Genomic DNA, 22,060 nt, shown 5'->3' with positions numbered 1-22,060 from the left:
AAAACACCTGAAACCCACAACGCACGGCGGCGCTTGGCAGGATTACGCGGAGGCGTTTACGCTGCGATGCAGCAAGACGCGCCCGTATCTTTCCCTGCCGAGATCTCCTGCCGCCGATGTCCAGGACCAGCCGCGCCCACACCGAGCTCCTTGCCCGCCGCTACCTCGCCAGCCGTGGCGCCGCCCCGATGGTGGAGGACCCGCTGCACCTCGCCCTGCCGCGCCTGCGCCAGGAAGTCGCGCTGGCGATGCGCCTCGCTCGGCTGGACCTCACCATCGCGGCCGGGCTGATCGTCTCGGGCATGACGGTGGCGGCCACCGCCTGGCTCGCGCCGTTGCATGGCGGCATTGTCATGGTTTTGCTCTACCTGCACCTGATGCCGCTGGCCGGCCTGGCCATGGCCATCTGGGCGGCCGTGGTGCTGGAGAAGTCCGGGCTGCGGCTATTCACCGCGCGGCGGATCACCCGCGCGTTGCAGGCCGGCGCCTGGATGGAGGCGCTGGACCTCGCCTTGCGAAGCCTGCCGGGGCCCGCCGCCGGCTGAAGGCGGCGGGCCGGGGCAGGGGCGCTGATATCCTGATCGCGAAGTCCTTCCGACCTCGGGACCAGGGCACCAGGGTTTTGCTTTCAGTCGCTTTCTGACCCCCTGCGTTCGTAGATAGGCCCACAAACGCAGCGATCAGGACGCCAGAGCGCTTTCCGTGCGCCTCAGCTCACTTCGAGCGCTCCAGCCTTCCGTTCAAAGAGCATCTTCACCCGGCCAGGTGGCTTCACCGGACCGGGATCTGCTCTAGATCCGCCCCATCAGCAGCAGCACCAGCAGCACAACCAGGATCAGGCCCAGCACGCCCGAGGGGCCGTAGCCCCAGGCGGAGCTGTACCCCCAGGTCGGCAGAGCGCCGATCAGCAGCAGCACAACAATAACAAGAAGGATCGTGCTCATCGCGTTCTCCAACGAGCGGGCGGCCCCACGGCCGCGGCAAAGGTTGAACGTGGCAACTGCCCGAAGTGTTGCGCTCAGGTTTCAGAGAGAGCTTGCGGCGGGTGGGCTGACACCGCCGCCCACCGGACCTAACTTTCCGGCACCACGAGGCCCGCCGCCACTGGCGGAGAGGCCCGAACCGGGAAGGAGCCCGTTCATGCTCGACGCCATCGCCAAGCTGCCCCTGAAGGACCCCGACCTGCTGCGGCAGGCCAACTACATCAACGGCGAGTGGGTGAAGGCCGACAGCGGCAAGACCCTGGAAGTCCGCAACCCCGCCACCGGCGAGCTGGTCGGCACCGTTCCCGCCATGGGCCAGGCCGAGACGCGCCGCGCCATCGAGGCCGCCAACGCCGCCTGGCCGGCCTGGCGCGCCATGCTGGCGAGCGAGCGCGCCGCCATCCTGAAGAAGCTGGCCGCCTCCATGCTGGCCAATGCGGAGGATCTGGCCGCCATCATGACAGCCGAGCAGGGCAAGCCGCTGGCCGAATCCCGCGGCGAGGTGATCTACTCGGCGAGCTTCATCGAGTGGTTCGCCGAGGAAGCGCGGCGGGTGGATGGCGAGATCATCCCGCAGAACGCCAAGGGCCGCCGCATCCTGGTGACCAAGGAGCCGGTCGGCGTCTTCGCCGCCATCACGCCCTGGAACTTCCCCTCCGCCATGATCACCCGCAAGGCCGGGCCGGGCTGGGCGGCGGGCTGCACCGGCGTGATCCGCCCGGCCAGCCAGACGCCCTTCTCGGCGCTGGCCATCGCCGTGCTGGCCGAGCGCGCGGGCATGCCGAAGGGCGTCTGCAACGTCATCACCGGCCCGTCCTCCGCCACCGGCAAGGAGCTGACCGGCAACCCGCTGGTGCGCAAGCTTTCCTTCACCGGCTCGACCGAGGTCGGCCGCATCCTGCTGGAGCAGTGCGCCGCCACCATCAAGAAGACCTCGATGGAGCTCGGCGGCAACGCGCCCTTCATCGTCTTTGACGACGCCGACCTGGACGCGGCGGTGCAGGGCGCCATCGCATCGAAGTACCGCAACACCGGGCAGACCTGCGTCTGCGCCAACCGCATCCTGGTGCAGGAGGGGGTCTATGACGCCTTCAGCCAGAAGCTGAAGGCGGCGGTGGAGAAGCTGAAGGTTGGCAACGGCATGGAGGAGGGGGTCACCCAGGGCCCGCTGATCAATGCCGACGCGGTGAAGAAGGTGCAGGACCACATCGCCGACGCCCTCTCCAAGGGTGCCAGCATCGTCACCGGCGGCAAGCCACACGACAAGGGCGGCAACTTCTTCCAGCCGACCGTGCTGGCCAACGTGCCGCATGACGCCGTGATCTTCCGCGAGGAAACCTTCGGCCCGGTGGCGCCGCTGTTCCGCTTCAAGACGGAGGAGGAGGCCATCCGGCTCGCGAACGACACCGAGTTCGGCCTCGCCGCCTATTTCTACGCGCGCGACGTCGGCCGGATCTTCCGCGTGGCCGAGGCGCTGGAATACGGCATCATCGGCATCAACGAGGGCATCATCTCCACGGCCGAGGCGCCGTTCGGCGGCTTCAAGCAGTCCGGCCTCGGCCGCGAAGGCAGCAGCCACGGCATCGAGGAATACCTGGAGACCAAGTACCTCGCCCTCGGCGGCATCGGCGGCTGACGGGAGGGGCCAGGGGAGGCGCCGCCTTCCCTGGCGTCCTCCTCTTGGCGTCCTCCTCCTGGCGTCCTCCTCCTGGCGTTCTCCCCTGGCGCGCCCCTGGGTGGCTTGACGGAAGCCTTGCAGCTGCCCTTCTTGCGCTGACCAGCCGCAGAAGGACGCCACGATGCCCGACCATGATTTCGACCTCTTCGTCATCGGCGGCGGCTCGGGCGGCGTCCGGTGCGGGCGCATCGCGGCGACCCACGGCGCGCGCGTCGGCGTCGCGGAGGAGCGCTTCTGGGGCGGCACCTGCGTCAATGTCGGCTGCGTGCCGAAGAAGATCATGGTCCAGGCCGCCGAATACGGGGAATGGGCGAAGGAGGCGCCGGCCTTCGGCTGGAGCGAGATGCAGGCCGGCCCGCATGACTGGGCGAGGCTCGCCGCCGCGCGCGACGCCGAGGTGGCGCGGCTGAACGGCATCTATGGCCGGCTGCTCGGCAATGCCGGCGTCACCACCTTCGAGGCGCGCGCCACCTTCATCGACGACCACACGCTTGATGTCGGCGGCCAGCGCGTCACCGCCGAGCGCATCGTCATCGCGGTTGGCGGCAAGCCGATCCGGCCGGAGATCCCGGGCGCCGAGCTGGGCCTGGTCTCGGACGACCTGTTCACCCTGGAGGCCTGCCCCGACCGCACCGTGGTGGTGGGCGGCGGCTACATCGCGCTGGAATTCGCCTGCCTCCTGCGGGGCCTCGGCGCCGAGGTGGACCTGGTCTACCGCCAGCAACTGCCGTTGCGGGGAATGGATGGCGACCTGCGGGAGGTCATGGCCGAGGCGCTTCTGAACCTCGGCATCAGGCTGCATCCCGGCCACACGCCGGCGCGGCTGGAGAAGCTGGCCGGCGGCCTGAAGGTGACCACCGACGGCGGCCTGGAGCTTGAGACCAGCCAGGTGATGTTCGCCACCGGCCGGGTGCCGAACACTGCCGGCCTGGGGCTGGAACGCCTGGGCATCTCGCTGGGCAGGTCCGGCTGCGTGCCGGTGACGGTCGAGCAGGCCACCACGCTGCCGCACATCTTCGCCATCGGCGACGTGACCGACCAGCTCAACCTGACCCCCGTGGCGACCGCCGTGGGCCATGCCCTGGCCGACAGCCTGTTCGGCGGCAACCCCCGCCGCGCCAGCTTCCAGAACGTGCCCACGGCGATCTTCACCTCGCCGCCCGCCGCCATGGTGGGCCTCACGGAGGAGGCGGCGGCGCAGCAGGGCCCCACCGACATCTACCTGGCCCGCTTCACCCCGATGCGGCACACGATCAGCAAGCAGCCGCGCAAGACGCTGATGAAGCTGGTGGTCTCCGCCCGCACGCGGCGGGTGCTCGGCGCCCATATGCTGGGGGAGGACGCGGCGGAGATCATGCAGGGCATCGCCGTGGCCGTCGTCGCCGGCGCCACCAAGGAGGATTTCGACCGCACCATCGGCATCCATCCGACGGCGGCGGAGGAGTTCGTCACCCTGCGGACGCTGACCCGCCGCGTCGGCTGAGGCGGGATGGACCCGCTGCTCCGCCTCGGCATCCTGATGTGGCGGCTGGTGCACCGGCCGCCCGCCCGCCCGGTGATGGTCGCCATGCTGGTGGCGCTGCTTCTCTCCGTGGCGCTGGTGCTGGTCGAGCGCTTCCTGGGCTGGCCGGAAGCGCTGCAAACCCATCCCGTCCCGCTGCGCCGGCTGGCGCTCTGAGGCCCGCCCGCCGTCCCGCGCCCGGCTGCCGGAGCAGCGTCGCGCGGGCTGGCCGCGGCGGGGGAGGAGGAAAGCCGCCCCGCGTCCCGGCGGGGCGTTAGCGGCCCGGCCCGCCGCCCGGGCTGGTGTCGGCGCCCAGGTTGCCGGCGCCGACCCGGCCGATGTTGCCGAACAGCGCCTGCAGCAGCGTCCGGTCGGTGCCCGGCACCGGGGTGGTGCGGCCGACCATGCCGACGCTGCGCATGTCGTCCTGACCGCGCTGCTCGACGTTCCGCAGCACCCCGTTCTCGTCGAAGTTCAGGGCCACCACCCGCTGGTCCTCGGAGGAGGGGTTGCTGGCCGGCTGCATGCGCGTGACCGAGCTGATGTAGTACCAGGCGTTCCGGTCAAAGGTGCCGGTCGCGGTGGGCGAGCCGAGCAGCGCCTCGACATCGGTCTTGGTCGAGACGCCGGGGGTGAGCTGCGCGACCACCTCCGCCTCGGCCCGGTTGCCGCGCTGGACGGGGGCGGCCTGGAAGAAGGAGCAGCCCGCCAGCGGCGCGGCGAGGGCCACGGCCAGGGCCACCAGCCCGGCGCGCGCGGCGCGGCGCGGTTGCGGGCAGGTCATGCTGCGGGTGGTGCGGCTGAAGCTCACGGGCGCCCCGATTCCTTGCTGGCGAATGTTTCCGCCCGGAACAGGAGCCGGCGCTCCTCGGATTGACCCGGGCGGGGTTGCGGTCCATCTGCACGGTCGATTGCCACCGCCCCGCACCGGGGTCAACCGGCGTGCTCGATCAGGCCGCCGAGGAGCCGCACCGACCATGGGCCTGTTTGGCCTGTTCCGCCGCAAGCCGCACGAGCGGCAGGGCTTCGAGCTGTACACCGCCGCCGTGCAGGCGGCGCGCCATCCGGCCTTCTTCGCCGGCCTCGGCGTGCCGGATACGCTGGATGGCCGCTTCGACCTGGTCGCGCTGCATGTCGGGCTGCTGATCCGCCGCCTCCACCGCGATGCCGATCCCCGTGGCCCCGCCCTGGCCCAGGCGGTCTTCGACGCCATGTTCGCGGACATGGACTTCAACCTGCGGGAGATGGGGGTAGGCGACATGTCCATCGCCCGGCGGGTAAAGAACATGTGGGAAGCCTTCCATGGCCGCGCCCAGGCCTACGAGGCGGCGCTGGCCGCCGGCGACCGCGCGGGGCTGGCCGCGGCGCTGGCCCGCAACGTCTGGCGCGGCGAGCAGCCGGCGGAGGCGCCCGCCCCCCGCCGCCTCGCCGATTTCGCCTTCACGGCCGACGCCGCCCTGGCCGCGCAGGGCCTCGAGGCCATGTCGCGCGGGGTGGCGCAGTTTCCCGCACCCGAGGAGGAGGCCGCATGACCGTCGCCCCTGAATTCTCCCGCACGCTCCCTTGGGCCGCGGTCGGCCAGGAGGGCCGCCGGCAGAGCCTGCGGGCCACGCCGGAGGAATGCGCCGCGCTTGCGGCCCGCTTCGGCATCCCCGCCATCGAGGCCTTCACCGCCGATCTGGAACTGCGCCTGGAAGGCGATGCCGCCATCCGGGCGCGCGGCCATCTTTCGGCCCGGGTTGTGCAGTCCTGCGTGGTGACGCTGGAGCCGGTGCCGCAAAGCGTGGAGGACGAGGTGGACCTGCGCTTCCTGGCGGCGGGCGAGGAGCCGGGCGACGATCCCGAGGGGCCGGACGAGATCCTGGCCGAGCGGGATGTTCTGGAACTGGGCGAGGCGCTGGCCGAGCAGCTTTCCCTGGCGCTCGACCCTTACCCCCGCGCCGTGGGCGCCGAGCTGCCTTCGGAGGTGCGGGAGGAGGTGGAGCCGCCGCGGCGCAACCCCTTCGGCGTGCTGAAGGGCGGCAAGGCCTGAGCTTCCCGGGCTTCCGCAGGACATGGACCTGCCGCAGGAACTGGGCTGCCGCAAAAACAACCCGTTCTGACGGGATGTAACAGCGGCATATCAACCCTGGCGGCTTCATGGTGCCGCCTGTAAGACGGGCCTCATGCGCCGGAGAGACCTGAACGCCCTTCTCCTTGCCGCAGCCCTGCCGCTGCCGGCCATGGCCGGCCCTGCGGAGGTGCCGCCCGTCGCGCGACCCTCGGCGGAGGCACTGCTGCGCCTCGCGGGCCGCCTCCGAGGCCTTGATGCGGATGGCCTGTCGCCGCGCCTCTACGACATCCCGGCCGATGCCCTGGCCGGAACCGATGCCGCCGCCCACGCCAGGGCGCTCCACGCGGCGGCCTCGGCGGCACTGACCGACCTCGTGCTCGGGCGCGTGGCCGAGCCGCCGGGCCGGCCGGACATCCGCCGCCTGCCCGCCGCGCAACGGCTGCCGCCATGGCTGGCCCTGCTGCGCGGCAGCGCCGAACCGGCTGAGGTGATCGAGCGCGCCGCTCTGCAGCACCCCGACATGCCCGCGCTTCGCCTGGCGCTGCAGAATGCGCGCGCCCGTGTCGAGGCCGGCGGCTGGGCCGCCATTCCGCCCGGCGACACGCTGGACCCCGGCATGGAGGACGCGCAGCGCGTGCCCGCCCTGCGCGCGCGCCTTCGCGGCCAGGACCCCGAGCTGGCGGCTGCCGAGGATGCCGGTCCGCTCTACGACCCGGCGCTGGAGGCGGCGGTGCGCCGCTGGCAGCTCGCCTGCGGGCTGGAGCCGGATGGGCGCGTCGGCCCGTCCACCCTGCGGCTGCTGAACCGCCCCGCCGCGGCCTGGATGAACCAGATCCGCGTGGCGATGGACATGCGCCGCGGCGCCGCCCCGGCGCCTGCCGGGCGGCGCGTGGAGGTCAACATCCCGGAATTCCGCCTCTGGGTGGTGGAGGGCACGCGGATCCTGCTGGACATGCCGGTGGCCGTCGGCAAGCCGGAGCGCCAGACGCCGCCGCTGGCGGTGAGGATGACGGCGGTGCAGTTGAACCCGCCCTGGGGCGTGCCCGAGCGCAACGCGCGCGAGGACCTGCTGCCGCGCTTCCGCCGCGACCCCCGCGCGATGATGGAGAAGGGGTTCCGGGTCTATCAGGTGATCGGCGGCGAGCGGGTCGAGATCGACCCCGTGACGGTCAACTGGGCCACGGTGGACCCCAAGCGCTTTCCCTTCCTCGTCCGGCAGGATGCCAGCGACGTCAGCGCCCTCGGCCGGCTGAAATTCGTGATGCCGAACGGCGACGACATCTACCTGCATGACACGCCGGACCGCCACCTGTTCAGCCGGGCCGGCCGCGCGCTCTCCTCCGGCTGCATCCGCCTGAGCCAGCCGATGGAACTGCTCGACCTCGTCCTCGCCACCATCCCGGGCTGGGACCGGGCGAGGGCGGAGAAGGCGCTGGACAGCCGGCAGACCGGCTTCGTCGGCCTGCCGCACGCGCTTCCGGTGCGGCTCGCCTACGAGACGGTGCTGGTCGATCGCGGGCAGGTGCGCATCCTGCCCGACATCTACGGGCTCGACAGCGCCTATCTGCAACTGCTCGACGCACGCCGGGCGCCGTCCCCGCCGCTGGCGCGCGGACCGGCGCCGCCGCCCTCCACCGCCGCGAGCCGCGGGGGCGCGGCGGTGCACACGGCGGCTCCCCAGCGCCCGATCCCGACCTCCTCCACCGCTTCGGTCCAGTGATGCCCTTCCGCTTCAAGTCCGCTTCCTGCCCCTGCTGCGATCCGGCCATGGCGAGCCGGCGCGAGGTGATCTCCGCCGGCCTCGGCCTGCTGGCCTGCGCCGCCGTGCCAGGCAAGGCGCGGGCCATGCCGCCGCTGCCGCCGGTCCGCACGCTGCGCGTCCAGCGCGTGCTGACGGAGGACAGTTTCGACGGCGTCTACTTCCGCGACGGCCGCTACGACCGCGAGGCGCTGCACAAGCTGGACTGGGTGTTCCGCGACCTTTCGGCGGCGGAGGTGACGCCGATGGACCCGCGCCTCTTCGACGTGCTGCACGCCGTGGCGCAGGGCCTGGGCAGCGAGGAGTTCTACCACATCTCCAGCGGCTACCGCACGCCTGAGCGCAACGGCGAGCTGCGCACCAGCCGCGTCTCGCCGGTCAGCCTGCACATGTCGGGCATGGCCGCCGATTTCCGGCTTCCCGGCTCCGACCCCTATGGCGTGGCCCGCCTCGCCGCGCGGATGCAGGTGGGTGGCGTCGGCCTCTACCGACGCGACGGCTTCGTCCATCTGGACTGCGGGCCGCCGCGCCGCTGGTGAGGCGAGGTTCCAGGGCCGGCGCGGCAGCGGGCGCTGAGCGCCCGGCTCAACCCCTCGCCAGGTCCACCAGGGTGGCGGCGAGCACCCGCGTGCCGGCCGCCAGCTGGTCCGGCCGCGAATACTCCGCCGGGTGGTGGCTGACGCCGTCGCGGCACGGCACGAAGATCATGCCCGTCGGGCAGACCGGCACCAGGAACTGCGCGTCGTGGAAGGCGCCGGAGGCCATCCGCAGCGCCTTCAGCCCCTGCGCGGCCGCCGCCCGCTCCACTGCCGCCGGCACCTCCGGCTGGAAGTCGGTGGGCATGGCGTGGAAGCGCTCGGTCACCGCCACCCGGCAGTCGCGCACCGCCGCCTGCACCACGCCGGCGATAGCGTCGCCGCGTGCCAGCAGCACCTCCTTCGCCGGGTGGCGCAGGTCGATGGTGAAGCGCACCCTGTCCGCGACGGTGTTGGAGGTGTTGGGCGAGACCTCGATCCGTCCGACGGTGAAGCGCAGCACGTCCTTGGGGTCGCGCGTCAGCAGGTTCAACGCGTTGATGGCGCGCACCATGTCCTGCACCGCATCGTGCCGCAGCGCCAGCGGCGTGGTGCCGGCATGGTCGGTCTTGCCGGTCAGCTCCACCACGAACCAGCGGCTGCCCTGGATGCCCGTGACGACGCCGATATCCAGCCCTTCCGCCTCCAGCCGCGGCCCCTGCTCGATGTGGCACTCGACATAGGCATGCGGCCTGCCGCCGAGCGGGCGGCGGGGGATGTCCGCCTCGGCCGCGAGATGCTGCTCCAGCGCGGCGCGGAAGGTGGTGCCCTCCGGGTCGATGACCATGTCCCAGGTATCCGGCGCGGCGTGGCCGGACCAGGCCATGCTGCCCATGCAGCCCGGTGCGAAGCGGCCACCTTCCTCATTGGTCCAGGCAACCACCTCGATCGGCCGCCGGGTGGCGATGCCGGCGGCGCGGATGGCCTGCACTGCCTCCAGCCCGGCTAGCACGCCCCAGATGCCGTCGAACCGGCCGCCATTGGGTTGGGTGTCCATGTGGCTGCCGGTCAGCACGGGCTCGGCGGAGGGCTCGGTGCCCTCGTGGCGCAGGAAAAGGTTGCCCATCGCGTCCACCGAGGCGGCGAGGCCGATTTCCGCGCCCCAGCCGATCAGCTTGCGCCGGGCGGCACGGTCGAGCGGCGTCAGGCAGGCCCGGTTGACGCCGGGCTCCTCCGGCGTCGGGCCCGGAATGGCGCCCAGCGCGGCCATTTCCATCAGCCGCGCCCAATGGCGCGCCTCGTCCACGGCGGAGATCAGGTTGGGTGCCACGCGGTCGCTCATCGGTCGCCAGTCCTGCCACTCGGGGAATGAGGACTCATTCCTGGACAGGGGCGGCCGCGAAAGCAACCGCCGGCACGGCTCAGCCGGCCAGCTTCAGGCCGATGATGCCCGCCGCGATCAGCCCGATGGGGATCATCCGCGCGAGGGTGACCGCCTCGCCGAACAGCAGGATGCCGAGCAGCGCCGTGCCCAGCGTGCCGATGCCGGTCCAGACCGCATAGGCCGTGCCGAGCGGAAGGGAGCGCAGCGCCAGCCCCAGCAGCCCAAGGCTGGCGGCCATGCTGGCCACCGTCAGCAGGGTGGCAAGCGGACGGGTGAAGCCGTGAGTGTATTTGAGCCCGACCGCCCAGCCGATCTCGAACAGTCCGGCAAGGAAAAGCACCAGCCACGCCATGGCGACCTCCTGTGATGTGCGAGGTCGTCCACGCGGCGGCCCCTGGCGAACGGAAGGGTCGTCCCTTCAGGGCGCAAGGGAGATGACGGATCGCGGCGCGGAGGGCAAGGGGGCGCATGGCCGCCCCACCCTTCGTGCCGCAGCCCATGGCGGCCAGTTCCAGCGGCCGCCGCGCCCTCAGTCGCGCTGCGGCTCGGCGCGCAGGAAGTCGAGGTCGCAGCCCTCGTCGGCCTGCAGCACCTGATCCTTGTAGAGCCGGGCATAGCCGCGCTTCGGCCGGGCCGGGCCGGGCTCGCCCATCTCGGTGCGCCGCCGCGCCAGCTCGGCATCCTCCACCAGCAGGTCGATGCGGCGGTTCCTCACCGACAGGCGGATGCGGTCGCCGTCGCGCACCAGGCCGAGCGGCCCGCCCGAGGCGGCATCCGGCGAGACGTGCAGCACGATGGTGCCATAGGCGGTGCCGGACATCCGCGCGTCGGAGATGCGCACCATGTCCTTCACCCCCGCCCGCGCCAGCTTGCCCGGGATCGGCAGGTAGCCGGCCTCGGGCATGCCGGAGGGCGAGAGCGGCCCGGCATTCTGCAGCACCAGGAAGTCGTCCGCGGTGACGTCGAGGTCGGGGCTGTCGATGCGCGCCGCGAGGTCCTCCAGCGAGGTGAAGACCACGGCGCGGGCCTCCTTCTCGAACAGCTTCGGGTCGGCGGCGGCGCGCTTCAGGATGGCGCCGCGCGGCGCCAGCGAGCCGAACAGCGCGACGAGGCCGCCCTCCGGCTGCAGCGGCTCCTCCAGCGTGCGGACGACGGCGCGGTCCACGAAGCCCGGCTCGGCGGCCAGCCGCTCGCCCAGCGTCTCGCCGGTGACGGTCAGGGCGTCGAGGTGCAGCAGCGGCTTCAGCTCGCGCAGCACCGCGCCGATGCCGCCCGCCACGTGCAGATCCTCCATGTAGAAGGGGCCGGTCGGCTTCAGGTCCACCAGCACCGGCGTGGTGTCGGAGAGCTCGTTCAGCCGGTTCAGGTCCACTTTGATGCCGGCGCGGCCGGCGATGGCGGTCAGGTGGATGATGGCGTTGGTCGAGCCGCCGATCGCCAGCAGCACGCGCAGCGCGTTCTCCACCGCCTTCTCGGTGATGATCTGATCGGGGCGGAGCTTCTTCGCCGCCAGCATCATCGCGGCGGCGCCGGAGGCCTCGGCAGCGCGGATGCGGTCGGCATGCACGGCGGGGATGGCGGCGGTGCCCGGCAGCATCATGCCCAGCGCCTCGGCCAGCGAGGCCATGGTGCTGGCGGTTCCCATCACCGCGCAGGTGCCGGCGGTGGTGGCCAGGTTGCCCTCGACCTCCTCGATGGTCTCGGCGTCGATCTCGCCGGCGCGGAACTTGGCCCAGAAGCGGCGGCAATCCGTGCAGGCGCCGAGCCGCTCGCCGCGCCAGCGCCCGGTCATCATCGGCCCGGTGACGACCTGGATGGCCGGCACATTGGCCGAGACGGCGCCCATCAGCTGCGCCGGCACCGTCTTGTCGCAGCCGCCGACCAGCACCACCGCGTCCATCGGCTGGCCGCGCACCATCTCCTCGGTGTCCATCGCCATCAGGTTGCGGAACACCAGGCTGGTCGGGTTCAGGAACACCTCGCCGAGCGAGATGGTGGGGAACTCCAGCGGCAGGCCGCCCGCTGCCAGCACGCCGCGCTTCACCGCGGCGACCAGCTCCGGCACCAGCCGGTGGCAGTTGTTGAACTCGGAATAGGTGGCGGCGATGCCCACCACCGGCTTCTTCAGCAGGCTGCCGGAAAGCCCCATGGAACGCGCCATGGAGAGGCGCAGGTAGCGCGCGAAGTCCATGTCGCCATAGTTGGTCAGGCCGCGGGTGAGGCCGTGCGGCTCTGGCTTGGTGTCGTCGTTCATGGCGGGGTTTCCTCCGGGATGCAGGGTATGGGCGGGCTCAGGCGAGAAACGGGCCCTGGGCGCGCAGATAGGCTTCCTTCGAGGGCAGCAGGTGCTCGCCGCAAAGGCGGACCAGCGCCGCGCGGTCGCCGCTCTCCAGGGCGGCCAGCATGGCATGGTGCTCCGCCCGCGCCTGGGCGAGGCGCCGCGGCTCGGTGAGGGACGCGAAGCGGATGCCATGCGCCCGCAGCGCCAGGTCCTCGATGACACCGGCCAGGAAGACGTTGCCGCAGCCGGCGAAGAGCGCGTGGTGGAAAGCGATGTTGGCGCGGAAGGCGGCGCGCGGATCGCCCGCCTCGACGGCGGCGTCGTGGCGCGCCTGGACCTGCCGCAGGGCCGCCAGCGCGGCCGGCGCCAGCGGCAGGGGGATCTGCTGCGCCGCCCGCGTCTCCAACAGGATGCGCAGCGCGTAAAGCTGCTCCACCTCGGCGAGGCTGTAGGCTTTCACCAGGGCGCCACGGTTCGGGATGCGCTCGATGAGCCCCATCCGCTCCAGCTCCGCCAGCGCCTGCCGCACGCTGTGCCGCGTGGCGCCGAACCGGGCGGTCAGCTCCTCCTCGATCAGCCGCTCGCGCGGGTGCAGGCGGCCGAAGACGATGTCCTCCTCCAGCGCCGCGACCATGGCGGGGAGCAGCGCGGCCGGAAGGTCGGTGCGGGCGGGCTCGGCCATGCCTCCGGTCCTCCTGCTGCGGGGCGGCGCCGTTCCGCCCGGGGATTGCTCCCGCAGCATAGGCCGGTTGCGCATTGTCGACAATCTTGTTGACTCAGTTGACGGTGGCAGAAACATTGCAAGCCGGAAACCCAATCATCGGAAACGTCCCATGTCCTGCATCCCCTCCGGCTCCGCCCAGATTTCGGGCGAAGGCGCCACGCCGCCGCGCGCGGCCGGCTTCGGCCGTCGTGCCTTCGCCGGGCTTGGCCTGTCCGGCGCCGCGCTGGCCCTGGGAGCGCGGCCCGCTCGCGCCGCCGCCTTTCCGGACCGCGCCATCTCCGTCATCGTTCCCTTCGCGCCGGGCGGCGCCACCGACCTCGCCGGCCGCCTGATGGCCGACCGCATCGGGCCGCATCTCGGCGGCGACGGCCGCGCGGTGGTGGAGAACAAGCCGGGCGCCGGCAGCGCCCTCGGCGCCGAATACGTCCGGCGCGCCAAGCCCGACGGCTACACGCTGCTGGTCGGCTCCGCCTCCACCCTGGCGGTGGCGCCGGCGGCGCAGCCCAAGGTGGCGCCCTACAACCCCGCGGAGGACTTCACGCCGATCGCCGTCATCGGCACCAGCGCCATGGGGCTGGTGGTGCCGGCGGCCTCCGGCATCCGCAGCGTGCCGGAACTGGTCGCCAAGCTGAAGAAGGGCGATGGCGCGGACGGCTACGCCAGCTCCGGCGTCGGCGGCGTCTCGCACCTGGCCTCGGCGCTGTTCTGCAACATGGCCGGGGCGCCGGCCAACCACATCCCCTACCGGGGCGGCAGCTCGGTGGCGGAGGCGCTGATCAAGCAGGAGGTGACCTTCGCCATCGACCAGATCGCCTCCATCGTCGGGCAGATCCGCGATGGCGCGCTGACCCTCCTCGCGGTGACGACCACCACGCGCGACCCGAACTTCCCCGACGTCCCGACCCTCTCCGAGGCGGGCGTGAAGGGCTACGAGCTTTCCACCTGGACCGCGATGGTGGCGCCCAAGGGCATCCCGCCGGAGGTGGCGGAGGCGCTGAACCGCGCCGTCAACGCCGCGCTGCAGGAACCGGCGGTACGCGAGCGCCTTTCCACCAGCGGCACCGACCCGAGCAGCGGCAGCACGCTGGCCTCGACGCGCCAGTTCCTCGCGGAGCAGTTCGCCCTGTTCCAGAAGGTGGTGGACCGCACCGGCCTGCGGATCGACTGAACGGGGAGGGCGCTTGCGGCGGCGGCCTGGCGCGCGGCATGCTGCGGGGTGGTTGTGCGAAGCAGCATGGCCGCCCTTCCGCCGCCTGGGAGCACACCCCGCCATGGCCACCGCCCTAGCCGAACTGGAGAACGAGGTCCGGCGGCAGCTCGCCCTGCTGGACTATCCCGCCCGCCCCTGGGTGCCGCCGCGCGGCGCGGGCGTGCTGGACGTCGCCATCCTCGGCGCCGGGCAGACGGGGCTGGCCACCGCCTTCGGGCTGCGCCGGCAGAAGGTGGAGAACGTCGCCGTCTTCGACCGCGCGCCGCCAGGCGGCACCGGCGTCTGGACCACCTTCGCCCGGATGCGCACGTTGCGCACGCCGAAGCACGTCACCGGGCCCGACCTCGGCGTGCCGGCGCTGACGCCGCGCGCCTTCTTCACCGCGCGCGACGGCGCCGAGGCCTGGGAACACCTGCACAAGATCGGCCGCGAGGACTGGCAGCGCTACCTCGACTGGTATGCGGCGGTGCTGACCCTTCCGGTCCGGCACGGGCACGAGCTGCTGGCCATCGAACAGGACGCCGCGAGCGGCCTGCTGGCGCTGCGCTTCGCCACCCCCGGCGGCGAGCAGGTGGTGCGCGCCCGCAAGCTGGTGCTGGCCACCGGCATGGATGGCTCCGGCGCCTGGCTGCTGCCGCCCCCCTTCGACACCCTGCCGGAAGGGCGCGTGCTGCACACCGCGCAGGCGATCGACTTCGCCGCGCTCGCCGGCAAGCGGCTGATCGTGGTGGGCGCCGGCGCCTCGGCCTTCGACAATCTCGCCGTGGCGCTGGAGGCCGGCGCCGCCGAGGCCACCATGCTGGTGCGCCGCCGCCGGATGCCGCGCGTGAACCCGTTCCGCTGGATGGAGCAGGCCGGCTATCTCGGCCAGTACCACGCGCTGCCGGACCTGCTGAAATGGCGCTTCACCCGGCACATCTTCGAGCTGAACCAGCCGCCGCCGCAGGAAAGCTGGAGCCGGGTGGCGGAGGACCCCCGCTTCCGCCTTGTGATGGGCGCGCCGGCCCAGGGCGCCCGCATGGCAGGGGACGAGGTGGAGATCGCCACCCCGCGCGGCGCCTTCCGCGCCGATGCGGTGATCCTCGGCACTGGCTTCACCTTCGACCTCGGCCTGCGGCCGGAACTGGCGCCCTTAGCGCCGCAGATCCGCCTCTGGCGCGACGCCTTCGCCCCGCCGCCGGGGGAGGAGAGCGCGCTCTGCGGTGCCTCGCCCTATCTGTCCGACGACTTCGCCTTCCAGGAGAAGACGCCCGGCGCGGCGCCGGCCCTGCGTCACATCCACTGCATGACCTACGCGGCCACCTTGTCCATGGGTCTCTCGGGCGCCAGTATCAGCGGCATGAAGTATGGCGTCCCGCGGCTGGTGGACGGGCTCTGCCGGGTTCTCTGGCGCGAGGATGCCGAGGCTCACCTGGCCGCGCTGCGGGCCTATGACGTGGCGGAACTGACTTCCACCATTCCGCAGGAACTGCTGGCCGACGCTGCGGAGTAACGCCATGAAGCCGGGCGCGCTGACCACCCACGTGCTGAACACCGCCGATGGCTGTCCCGCCGAAGGGGTGGCCGTCGAGCTCTGGCGCATGGCGCCGGCGCCCGAGCTCGTCACCCGCGCCCTGACCAATGCCGACGGCCGCACCGACGCGCCGCTCCTGGAGGCCGCGCGGTTCCAGCCCGGCCGCTACGAGCTGCGCTTCGCCATTGGCGACTACTTCGCCGCACGCGGGCTGACCGTGGAGGTCGCGCCCGCCGCGCCGGCCGCGGAGTTCCGGCTGCTCGACCCCTTGCCCGAGCCGCGCAGCGTGGAACCCGCTCCTGCCGAGCGGTTCCTTGATGTCGTCGTGCTGAATGTCGGCCTGGGCGAGGGCCAGGGGCACTACCACGTGCCGCTGCTCTGCTCGCCCTGGTCCTACAGCACCTATCGCGGCTCCTGACGCCGCGCCGCCTCAGTAGACCGGCGGGTCGTCCAGCCCGGGCGGCGGCTGCGCCTCCGGGTCGCGGGCGAGCAGCCCGGCGTCGTTCTCCGCCACCTTGCCCACCCGCGCCGCCACCGGCCAGGAGGCCAGCCAGTCCGGCGGGCAGGGGCGCAGCAGGGCCAGCAGCGCCTCAACCCCGGCCGGCGCCTCGCCCAGCCAGGCCGGCCAGTCTTCCCGCGCGAGCAGGACGGGCATCCGGTGATGCACCAGCGCCTGCTTGGCGTTCGCCTCGCCGGTGATGATGCTGAAGGTGCGCAGCCAGGTGCCGTCCGGCTGCTTCCAGCCCTCCCACAGCCCAGCCAGGGCCATCGGCTCGCCGCTGGCGAGCGCGACGGCATAGGGCTGCTTGCGCGCGCCCTCCTGCCGCCACTCGTAGAAGCCATCGGCCGGCACCAGGCAGCGGCGGCGCGCGAAGGCGTCGCGGAAGGAGGGCTTTTCCGCCACGCCCTCGGCCCGCGCGTTCATCAGCTTCGCCCCGCCGGAAGCGTCCTTGGCCCAGCGCGGCACCAGCCCCCAGCGCAGCGCGTCGAGATGGCGGGCGCCGGTTTCCGGATTGCGGCGAACCACCAGCGCGTCCTGCGTCGGCGCGACGTTCCAGGAGGGCGGATGGTTCGGCAGCGGGTTCTCCGTGCCGAAATACTCCGCCAGCCGAACCGGGTCACGCTGAAGGAAATAGCGCCCGCACATGCCCTCGCTTCCCTGCTGCCCACCGCACGCCCGCCGCGGCCGGCGGGTTCAGCTCCGCTGCACGCCCCAGAAATAGGCGGAACCGGTCGGGAAGTCCTTCAGGTTGGCGCGGCTGGCCTGCAGGCGACGGTAGGAGCCGAGCGGAATATAGGGCACGTCCCGGAACGCCTGGAGCTGGATCTCGCGCGCGGTCTCCTTCTGGGTCGCGAGGTCCTTGCCGGCGAACCACTCCTGGCGGAGTTCCTCCAGCTTCGGGCTGTCGGGCCAGCCGAACCAAGCCTTGGCGCCGTTGGCCCGCAGCCCGAGATGCCCGGCCGGGTCAAGCGTGGCGCTGAGCCCGGTGCAGAAGGCGCTCCAGCCGCCCTTGTCCAGCGGCTCGCGGTTGGAGCGGCGCTGGCTGATGGTGCCCCAGTCGCCGGTCTGCGTCTCCACGTTCATGCCGAGCTGCCGCATCACATGCGCCGAGACCTCGGCGAGGGCGCGCAGCGTCGGGTAGTCCTCCGCCTGCAGCATCACGACCTTCTCGCCGTTGTATCCGGCGGCGGCGAGGTCGCGCTTGACCTTCTCGTAGTCGCGCGGCCCGGTCAGCGCCTCCATTCCCGCGTCATTGGCCAGCGGCGATTCCGGGTTGAAGAAGCCGATGCCGGTCTTCCAGCCCTCCGGGTCGGTGCCGTAGCCCGCCTGCATCATCTCCTTCTGGTCGATGGCGCCGAGCAGGGCGCGGCGGATCGCCGGGTTGTTGAAGGGGGCGTGGAGCTGGTTGAAGCGCAGAATGGTGTCGTAATAGTCGTCGCCATAGCTGACCGTCACATCCCGGCTGCGCTGCAGCATGGGCGAGAGGTCGCTGCTGGTGCTCTCCACCCAGTCCACCTCGCCCGACATCAGCGCGCCGGCGGCGGTCGCCATGTCCGGGATGATGTTCCACTCGACGCGGTCGAAATGCGCCACCTTCGGCCCGGCGGTGCGGCTCGGCGTGCCGTCCGGGCGCGGCACGTAGTCCTCGAAGCGGGCATAGGCGACGCGGGCGCCGGCGAGGCGCTCGTTCGCCAGGAAGCGGTACGGGCCGCTGCCCACCATCTCCGTCACCTGCGTGGTGGGCGAGGTCTTGGCCAGCCGCTCCGGCATGATCACCGGCAGGTTGGAGCCGACCTTGCCCAGCGCCATCGGCAGGGTGGGGAAGGGGCGCTTGAGCCGGAAGCGGATGGTACGGTCGTCCGGCGCGGTGATCTCGTTGGCGACGGCGATCACTTCCTGCCCGTACATGTCGCGCGAGCCCCAGCGGCGGATGCTGGCCACCACGTCGCGCCCGCGCACCGGCTCGCCGTCATGGAACTTCAGCCCCTCCCGCAGGGTAATCACCCAGGTGAGGCCGTCATCCTCGACGGTGTGGCCGGCCACCATCTGCGGGTGCGCCTCGAAATCGTCGTCCAGGCCGTAGAGGGTGTCGAACACCATCATGGCGTGGTTGCTGGTCACCGTGGCGGTGGTGAAGATCGGGTCCAGCACCGCGAGGTCGGCCTGCGGCACGAAGCGCAGGACGCGTGGCCCTTCGGCGCGGCCGAGCCGGGGTGCCGCCAGCAGGGCGGCACCGGTGCCGAGCAGGGCGCGGCGGGAGAAGGCGGGGAGGGCTGCGGGCATGCCGTGTCCTTCCTTGAGTTCGTGGATGAGACCGTCTGGCTTTCCCGCCACGCAGCTTCGTGATCGCGGGCCGCGGCGTCAACCCACGGGGAGCTGCACCCGCGCGACCCCCTCCGAAATTTCCATCCGCGTGCCGAAGGGCGCGGAAAGCCTGGCGAAGCGTTCCAGGATCTCGGCCGCCTGCTCACCCTCCGCCGGGCGCGGGCGGCCGCGCAGATGCGCCTTCTCGCCCAGCCCGAGGCTGATCGGGTGGATCTCCAGCCCCGTGAGCCGCCCGTCCTCGAAGGAGCAGAACGGCACCACCGACTCCCAGAAGCGGCGGTCGGACGGAAAGCCCTTGGTGTCGTTGGTCGTGCGCTGGCGGTAGACGGCGGTGGGCGTCAGCTCCGGCGCGGCGCGGAAGCGGGCGTAGGAATCGGCGGGAATGCGCGGCACCAGCTCGTTCTGCCCGATGAAGTTGCCGAGGCTGTAGAAGATCGGCTTACCCCGGTGGATCTCCATGCCGCGCAGCAGGTGCGGTCCGTGGCCCACCACCAGGTCGGCGCCCTCGTCGATCATGCGGCGGGCGAAGGTGGGGATGAACTCGGCCGGCAGGTCCTTGTCGCCGCCCTGCTCATGCGCGTGCAGGCTGAGCAGCACGATGTCGCTCGCCAGCCGCGCCTCGCGCACCCAGCGGGCGATGTCCGCCACGTCCTTCTCGCGCGCCCTGGTGCGCAGCGCGGCCTTCTCGGCGGCGCGGAAGTTCATCTTGCCGAGCGGAAAGACACCCTCCTCCGGCGGGAAGCCGAAGCCGAGCTTGATGATCTGCTGCCGCTGCCGCTCCAGGCCGAGCTGCTCGGCGATCTCGCGCAGCGCGGCGAGCTGCGCCTCCGTCACCTCGTGCATGGTCTCGACATGCACGGGGTTGAGGCCGGGGCGGCCCTGCATGTCCGGGCGCTGAACGCCGGCCTCGTGGCCGCTGGCGAAGGTGGAGCAGCAGGAGAGCAGCGCCACGGTGCCCTGCGGGTGCGTCAGGTAGGCCGGGCGCCGCGCGTCCTCCAGGTTGCGGCCGGTGCCGGCATGGCAGAGGCCGCGCGCCTCCAGCGCCGCCATCGAGTGCAGCAGGCCGGAGATGCTGTAGTCCAGGCAGTGGTTGGTGGCGGTGGCGAAAAGGTCGAAGCCCGCCTCGCGCAGCTCGTCCAGCACCCAGGCATGCGCGCCGAAATGCGAGCCGCCGCTTTCCACCGCCGGGTCGCCGCGGAAGTCGTTCGCCAGCACCTCCAGGTTGGTGAACGCCAGGTCCGCCGCGCGGATGCGGTCGAACAGCGGCCGCACCACCGGGTCGGTGCGGCTGAGCAGCCGGCGCTGGAGGATGCTGTCGCCGGTGAGGGCGATGCGGAGCGAGCGACTCATGCGGTGATATCCCCGGATGCCAGGTCCGGGGACACTATGCGGGCGCGGCGCGGGCTTGTCTGCCTCGGCCCCCGCCCGAATCTGCCGCCCGGTCAGCCGCGCGGCAGCAGCTGCTCCGCCAGCGTGGCGAAGAAGCTGGCGCCGACCGGCAGGATCGCGTCGTTGAAGTCGTAGCGGGGATGATGCACCTGCGGGTCGTCCGTCCCGCGGCCGCCGCCGAGCATCAGGTAGGCGCCCGACTTCTCGTTCAGCATGAAGGCGAAGTCCTCGCCGCCCATGGTGGGCTTCGGCATCTCGCTGACGCGGTTCTCGCCGACCACGGCATTGGCGGCGCGGACGGCGAGCCCGGTGGCTTCCGCCTCGTTCACCGTTGCCGGGTACATGCGGGTGAACTTCACCGACGCCGCGGCGCCGAAGGCGGTGGCGATGCCGCTGGCCAGCTCCGTCACCTTCTTCTCCAGCATGTCGCCCACCTCGGGCTTGAACCAGCGCGCGGTGCCGTGCAGCCGCACGCTTTCGGGGATCACGTTGAAGGCATGCCCCCCCTGGATGCTGCCGATGGTGATGACGCCTGCCTCCACCGGCTCGATGTTGCGCGCCACGACGGACTGCAGCGCGGTGACGAGCTGCGCCGCGATCACCACCGGGTCGTTGCCCTGGTGCGGCATGGCGCCATGCGCGCCCCTGCCGGTGATGGTGATGTCGATGTCGGCCACCGCCGCCATCACCGGCCCGACGCGCCAGACGAACTCGCCCTCGGGCACGCTCGGCCAGTTGTGGATGCCGAAGACGCGGTCCATCGGAAAGCGCTCGAACAGCCCCTCCTTCACCATCACCTCGCCGCCGCCGCCGCTCTCCTCGGCGGGCTGGAAGATGACATGGACGGTGCCGGCGAAGTTGCGCGTCTCCGCCAGGTACTTCGCGGCGCCGAGCAGCATGGTGGTGTGCCCGTCATGCCCGCAGGCATGCATCTTGCCGGCCTCGGTGGAGGCATGGGGCACGCCGCTCTGCTCGTGGATCGGCAGCGCGTCCATGTCCGCGCGCAGCCCGATCGCCCCGCCCGGCGCGCTGCCGCGGATGACGCCGACCACGCCGGTCCTCGCGATGCCGGTGACAACCTCGTCCACGCCGAACTGGCGAAGCTTCTCGGCCACGATGCCGCTGGTGCGCACCTCCTCGAAAGCCAGTTCGGGGTGCCGGTGGAAGTCCTGCCGCCAGGCGGTCATCTCGTCATGGAAGTCGGCGATGCGGTTCAGCACGGGCATGGCGTCGGGTCCTGGAAGGCTTGGAGGCTCCGCAGCTTCGCGGCAGGCGGCGGCCTCGGCAAGGGGGAGGGTTCCGCCCGGGCCGCCCAGGGGCCATCTCGGCAGGCATGCTCCTTCGCGCCCTGCTTTCCTCACTGCCGCTGGTGCCCCTGGCCCTTGCGGCCCTCTACGTCACCGCTCTCTGGCGCCCGCCGCCGGCCTGGGATCCCCTGGCGCCGCTTGACTTCAGGGACACGCCCACGCTGGTGACGCACTGGAAGTTGTCCCGCATGGCCTGGCAGCCGGAAACCTGCCTTGCCGCCTTCGCCGCCTCCGGCCTAAAGGTGACGCCGCTGCCCGACCGCCCCTCGGAAGCCGGTTGCCCGCTGGAGAACACGGTGCGGCTCGCGGGCGAGGGGGCCAGTCTGGCGCCGGCCGGGCCTGTGGCGACCTGTCCGCTCGCCGCCGCCTGGGAAATGTTCGAGCGGTACGCCTTGCAGCCGGCGGCGGAGCGGCATTTCGGCAGCCGGGTGGCGCGGGTGCAGCATCTCGGCACCTTTGCCTGCCGCAACGTCTATGGCCGGACGGAGGGCCGCCGCAGCGAGCACGCCACCGCCAATGCGATCGACGTGGCCGGCTTCACCCTGGCGAACGGGCGCGAGCTCCGGCTGCCGCGCGACTGGGGCGAGGGTGAGGCCGGCGCTTTCCTGCGCGAGGTGCGGGACGGCGCCTGCCGCTTCTTCCGCGCGGTGCTGGGGCCGGACCACAACGCGGCGCACCGCGACCACTTCCACCTGGACCGCGGACCCTGGCCGCGCTGCAGCTGAACGCGGCGCCGCATTGACCCGGGCGCGGCGATCCACAAGAACCGGCACAGGGAGGGAGAAGGCCGACCGCGCATGCCATGGCCACCCGTGCCAGGCTGCGCCGCATCGCGGGCCGCGCCGGCCCGCAGGATCCCTGCCGATGCCCATTTCCGCTTCCCGACCTGACGCCTTCCCGCCCGCTGGCGCCTCCGGCCGGGGAGGGGGAGGCTAG

22 protein-coding genes are annotated in these 22,060 nt (G+C 72.1%); 12 read left to right on the top strand and 10 right to left on the bottom strand.

The annotated features are described in order from the left end of the window. Positions 1–116 precede the first annotated feature (116 nt). Positions 117–545 carry a hypothetical protein gene (locus E0493_RS20815; protein WP_160939189.1) on the top strand — a complete coding sequence of 143 codons (429 nt, stop codon included), beginning with the start codon at positions 117–119 and terminating at the stop codon, positions 543–545. 246 nt (positions 546–791) lie between these two features. Here E0493_RS20815 and E0493_RS20810 read toward each other — a convergent pair whose 3' ends face one another. Beyond that, positions 792–944 (bottom strand): DUF3309 family protein, encoded by a 153-nt coding sequence (locus E0493_RS20810; protein WP_160939188.1) that lies wholly within the window; start codon positions 942–944, stop codon positions 792–794. A gap of 196 nt (positions 945–1,140) precedes the next feature. Between E0493_RS20810 and E0493_RS20805 the strand changes: the two genes are divergently transcribed. The 3 genes from E0493_RS20805 to E0493_RS20795 all read left to right on the top strand — a co-directional run bounded on the left by E0493_RS20805 (position 1,141) and on the right by E0493_RS20795 (position 4,339). After that, complete coding sequence (locus E0493_RS20805; protein ID WP_160939187.1) at positions 1,141–2,619, top strand: NAD-dependent succinate-semialdehyde dehydrogenase; 1,479 nt, start codon at positions 1,141–1,143, stop codon at positions 2,617–2,619. Between the two features lie 163 nt (positions 2,620–2,782). Next, positions 2,783–4,144, top strand: a complete 1,362-nt coding sequence (gorA, locus tag E0493_RS20800; RefSeq protein WP_160939186.1) for a glutathione-disulfide reductase — start codon at positions 2,783–2,785, stop codon at positions 4,142–4,144. A 6-nt stretch (positions 4,145–4,150) separates the two neighbouring features. Next, entirely contained in the window at positions 4,151–4,339 is a 189-nt protein-coding gene (locus tag E0493_RS20795) for a hypothetical protein (RefSeq protein WP_160939185.1), read from the top strand. 97 nt (positions 4,340–4,436) lie between these two features. Here the strand turns inward: E0493_RS20795 and E0493_RS20790 are convergent, their stop codons facing one another. After that, a complete protein-coding gene (locus tag E0493_RS20790; RefSeq protein WP_367614558.1) occupies positions 4,437–4,973 on the bottom strand; it encodes an outer membrane protein assembly factor BamE in 537 nt (178 codons plus the stop codon). A gap of 166 nt (positions 4,974–5,139) precedes the next feature. Between E0493_RS20790 and E0493_RS20785 the strand changes: the two genes are divergently transcribed. The 4 genes from E0493_RS20785 (at position 5,140) to E0493_RS20770 (ending at position 8,513) form a co-directional block, all read left to right on the top strand. Next, positions 5,140–5,694: a ubiquinol-cytochrome C chaperone family protein gene (locus tag E0493_RS20785; RefSeq protein WP_160939184.1), complete on the top strand. Its 555-nt coding sequence runs from the start codon at positions 5,140–5,142 to the stop codon at positions 5,692–5,694. Then, positions 5,691–6,194 carry a YceD family protein gene (locus E0493_RS20780; RefSeq protein ID WP_160939183.1) on the top strand — a complete coding sequence of 168 codons (504 nt, stop codon included), beginning with the start codon at positions 5,691–5,693 and terminating at the stop codon, positions 6,192–6,194. The genes E0493_RS20785 and E0493_RS20780 overlap by 4 nt, the downstream gene beginning before the upstream one ends. A gap of 133 nt (positions 6,195–6,327) precedes the next feature. Then, the gene (locus E0493_RS20775) at positions 6,328–7,935 is read left to right on the top strand and encodes a L,D-transpeptidase family protein (RefSeq protein ID WP_160939182.1); all 1,608 of its coding nucleotides are present in this window, start codon (positions 6,328–6,330) and stop codon (positions 7,933–7,935) included. Between the two features lie 47 nt (positions 7,936–7,982). Next, the gene (locus E0493_RS20770; RefSeq protein WP_235913923.1) at positions 7,983–8,513 is read left to right on the top strand and encodes a YcbK family protein; all 531 of its coding nucleotides are present in this window, start codon (positions 7,983–7,985) and stop codon (positions 8,511–8,513) included. A 46-nt stretch (positions 8,514–8,559) separates the two neighbouring features. Here the strand turns inward: E0493_RS20770 and E0493_RS20765 are convergent, their stop codons facing one another. From E0493_RS20765 to E0493_RS20750, 4 genes are all read right to left on the bottom strand, one after another. Then, positions 8,560–9,831 carry a M20 family metallo-hydrolase gene (locus E0493_RS20765; RefSeq protein WP_160939180.1) on the bottom strand — a complete coding sequence of 424 codons (1,272 nt, stop codon included), beginning with the start codon at positions 9,829–9,831 and terminating at the stop codon, positions 8,560–8,562. Positions 9,832–9,910: 79 nt separating this feature from the next. Then, positions 9,911–10,225, bottom strand: coding sequence for a quaternary ammonium compound efflux SMR transporter SugE (sugE, locus tag E0493_RS20760; protein WP_160939179.1), 315 nt, complete (start codon positions 10,223–10,225; stop codon positions 9,911–9,913). Positions 10,226–10,402: 177 nt separating this feature from the next. Then, complete coding sequence (locus E0493_RS20755) at positions 10,403–12,127, bottom strand: dihydroxy-acid dehydratase (protein WP_160939178.1); 1,725 nt, start codon at positions 12,125–12,127, stop codon at positions 10,403–10,405. 37 nt (positions 12,128–12,164) lie between these two features. Continuing rightward, positions 12,165–12,836 carry a GntR family transcriptional regulator gene (locus E0493_RS20750; protein WP_160939177.1) on the bottom strand — a complete coding sequence of 224 codons (672 nt, stop codon included), beginning with the start codon at positions 12,834–12,836 and terminating at the stop codon, positions 12,165–12,167. 151 nt (positions 12,837–12,987) lie between these two features. Here E0493_RS20750 and E0493_RS20745 point away from each other — a divergent pair, with 151 nt between their 5' ends. The 3 genes from E0493_RS20745 (at position 12,988) to E0493_RS20735 (ending at position 16,019) form a co-directional block, all read left to right on the top strand. After that, positions 12,988–14,046 (top strand): Bug family tripartite tricarboxylate transporter substrate binding protein, encoded by a 1,059-nt coding sequence (locus E0493_RS20745; RefSeq protein ID WP_160939176.1) that lies wholly within the window; start codon positions 12,988–12,990, stop codon positions 14,044–14,046. 103 nt (positions 14,047–14,149) lie between these two features. Beyond that, complete coding sequence (locus E0493_RS20740) at positions 14,150–15,580, top strand: SidA/IucD/PvdA family monooxygenase (RefSeq protein WP_160939175.1); 1,431 nt, start codon at positions 14,150–14,152, stop codon at positions 15,578–15,580. Positions 15,581–15,584: 4 nt separating this feature from the next. After that, the gene (locus E0493_RS20735; protein ID WP_160939174.1) at positions 15,585–16,019 is read left to right on the top strand and encodes a hydroxyisourate hydrolase; all 435 of its coding nucleotides are present in this window, start codon (positions 15,585–15,587) and stop codon (positions 16,017–16,019) included. A gap of 12 nt (positions 16,020–16,031) precedes the next feature. Here E0493_RS20735 and E0493_RS20730 read toward each other — a convergent pair whose 3' ends face one another. The 4 genes from E0493_RS20730 to E0493_RS20715 form a co-directional block, all read right to left on the bottom strand. Next, complete coding sequence (locus E0493_RS20730; protein WP_160939173.1) at positions 16,032–16,748, bottom strand: SOS response-associated peptidase; 717 nt, start codon at positions 16,746–16,748, stop codon at positions 16,032–16,034. 48 nt (positions 16,749–16,796) lie between these two features. After that, on the bottom strand, positions 16,797–18,386 hold the full coding sequence (locus E0493_RS20725; RefSeq protein WP_160939172.1) for an ABC transporter substrate-binding protein: 1,590 nt from the start codon (positions 18,384–18,386) through the stop codon (positions 16,797–16,799). A 78-nt stretch (positions 18,387–18,464) separates the two neighbouring features. Then, positions 18,465–19,778: a CapA family protein gene (locus E0493_RS20720; protein ID WP_160939171.1), complete on the bottom strand. Its 1,314-nt coding sequence runs from the start codon at positions 19,776–19,778 to the stop codon at positions 18,465–18,467. A gap of 92 nt (positions 19,779–19,870) precedes the next feature. Then, positions 19,871–21,043, bottom strand: coding sequence for a M20 aminoacylase family protein (locus E0493_RS20715; protein ID WP_160939170.1), 1,173 nt, complete (start codon positions 21,041–21,043; stop codon positions 19,871–19,873). A 107-nt stretch (positions 21,044–21,150) separates the two neighbouring features. Between E0493_RS20715 and E0493_RS20710 the strand changes: the two genes are divergently transcribed. Beyond that, entirely contained in the window at positions 21,151–21,849 is a 699-nt protein-coding gene (locus E0493_RS20710) for an extensin-like domain-containing protein (RefSeq protein WP_160939169.1), read from the top strand. Positions 21,850–22,060: the final 211 nt, after the last annotated feature.

This window comes from Teichococcus coralli (assembly GCF_009829925.1).
GTDB lineage: Bacteria > Pseudomonadota > Alphaproteobacteria > Acetobacterales > Acetobacteraceae > Pseudoroseomonas > Pseudoroseomonas coralli.
This window is presented reverse-complemented; position numbering and strand designations above follow the sequence as displayed.

Bases quoted from the DNA above. Each gene is read 5' to 3' on its own strand.
- E0493_RS20805 (WP_160939187.1), top strand. From the start codon at position 1,141: ATGCTCGACGCCATCGCCAAGCTGCCCCTGAAGGACCCCGACCTGCTG.
- E0493_RS20810 (WP_160939188.1), bottom strand. From the start codon at position 944: ATGAGCACGATCCTTCTTGTTATTGTTGTGCTGCTGCTGATCGGCGCT.
- E0493_RS20795 (WP_160939185.1), top strand. From the start codon at position 4,151: ATGGACCCGCTGCTCCGCCTCGGCATCCTGATGTGGCGGCTGGTGCAC.
- E0493_RS20770 (WP_235913923.1), top strand. From the start codon at position 7,983: ATGGCGAGCCGGCGCGAGGTGATCTCCGCCGGCCTCGGCCTGCTGGCC.
- E0493_RS20780 (WP_160939183.1), top strand. From the start codon at position 5,691: ATGACCGTCGCCCCTGAATTCTCCCGCACGCTCCCTTGGGCCGCGGTC.
- E0493_RS20755 (WP_160939178.1), bottom strand. From the start codon at position 12,127: ATGAACGACGACACCAAGCCAGAGCCGCACGGCCTCACCCGCGGCCTG.
- E0493_RS20815 (WP_160939189.1), top strand. From the start codon at position 117: ATGTCCAGGACCAGCCGCGCCCACACCGAGCTCCTTGCCCGCCGCTAC.
- E0493_RS20785 (WP_160939184.1), top strand. From the start codon at position 5,140: ATGGGCCTGTTTGGCCTGTTCCGCCGCAAGCCGCACGAGCGGCAGGGC.
- E0493_RS20740 (WP_160939175.1), top strand. From the start codon at position 14,150: ATGGCCACCGCCCTAGCCGAACTGGAGAACGAGGTCCGGCGGCAGCTC.
- E0493_RS20745 (WP_160939176.1), top strand. From the start codon at position 12,988: ATGTCCTGCATCCCCTCCGGCTCCGCCCAGATTTCGGGCGAAGGCGCC.
- E0493_RS20765 (WP_160939180.1), bottom strand. From the start codon at position 9,831: ATGAGCGACCGCGTGGCACCCAACCTGATCTCCGCCGTGGACGAGGCG.
- E0493_RS20720 (WP_160939171.1), bottom strand. From the start codon at position 19,778: ATGAGTCGCTCGCTCCGCATCGCCCTCACCGGCGACAGCATCCTCCAG.
- sugE (WP_160939179.1), bottom strand. From the start codon at position 10,225: ATGGCGTGGCTGGTGCTTTTCCTTGCCGGACTGTTCGAGATCGGCTGG.
- gorA (WP_160939186.1), top strand. From the start codon at position 2,783: ATGCCCGACCATGATTTCGACCTCTTCGTCATCGGCGGCGGCTCGGGC.
- E0493_RS20715 (WP_160939170.1), bottom strand. From the start codon at position 21,043: ATGCCCGTGCTGAACCGCATCGCCGACTTCCATGACGAGATGACCGCC.
- E0493_RS20710 (WP_160939169.1), top strand. From the start codon at position 21,151: ATGCTCCTTCGCGCCCTGCTTTCCTCACTGCCGCTGGTGCCCCTGGCC.
- E0493_RS20730 (WP_160939173.1), bottom strand. From the start codon at position 16,748: ATGTGCGGGCGCTATTTCCTTCAGCGTGACCCGGTTCGGCTGGCGGAG.
- E0493_RS20750 (WP_160939177.1), bottom strand. From the start codon at position 12,836: ATGGCCGAGCCCGCCCGCACCGACCTTCCGGCCGCGCTGCTCCCCGCC.
- E0493_RS20725 (WP_160939172.1), bottom strand. From the start codon at position 18,386: ATGCCCGCAGCCCTCCCCGCCTTCTCCCGCCGCGCCCTGCTCGGCACC.
- E0493_RS20775 (WP_160939182.1), top strand. From the start codon at position 6,328: ATGCGCCGGAGAGACCTGAACGCCCTTCTCCTTGCCGCAGCCCTGCCG.
- E0493_RS20735 (WP_160939174.1), top strand. From the start codon at position 15,585: ATGAAGCCGGGCGCGCTGACCACCCACGTGCTGAACACCGCCGATGGC.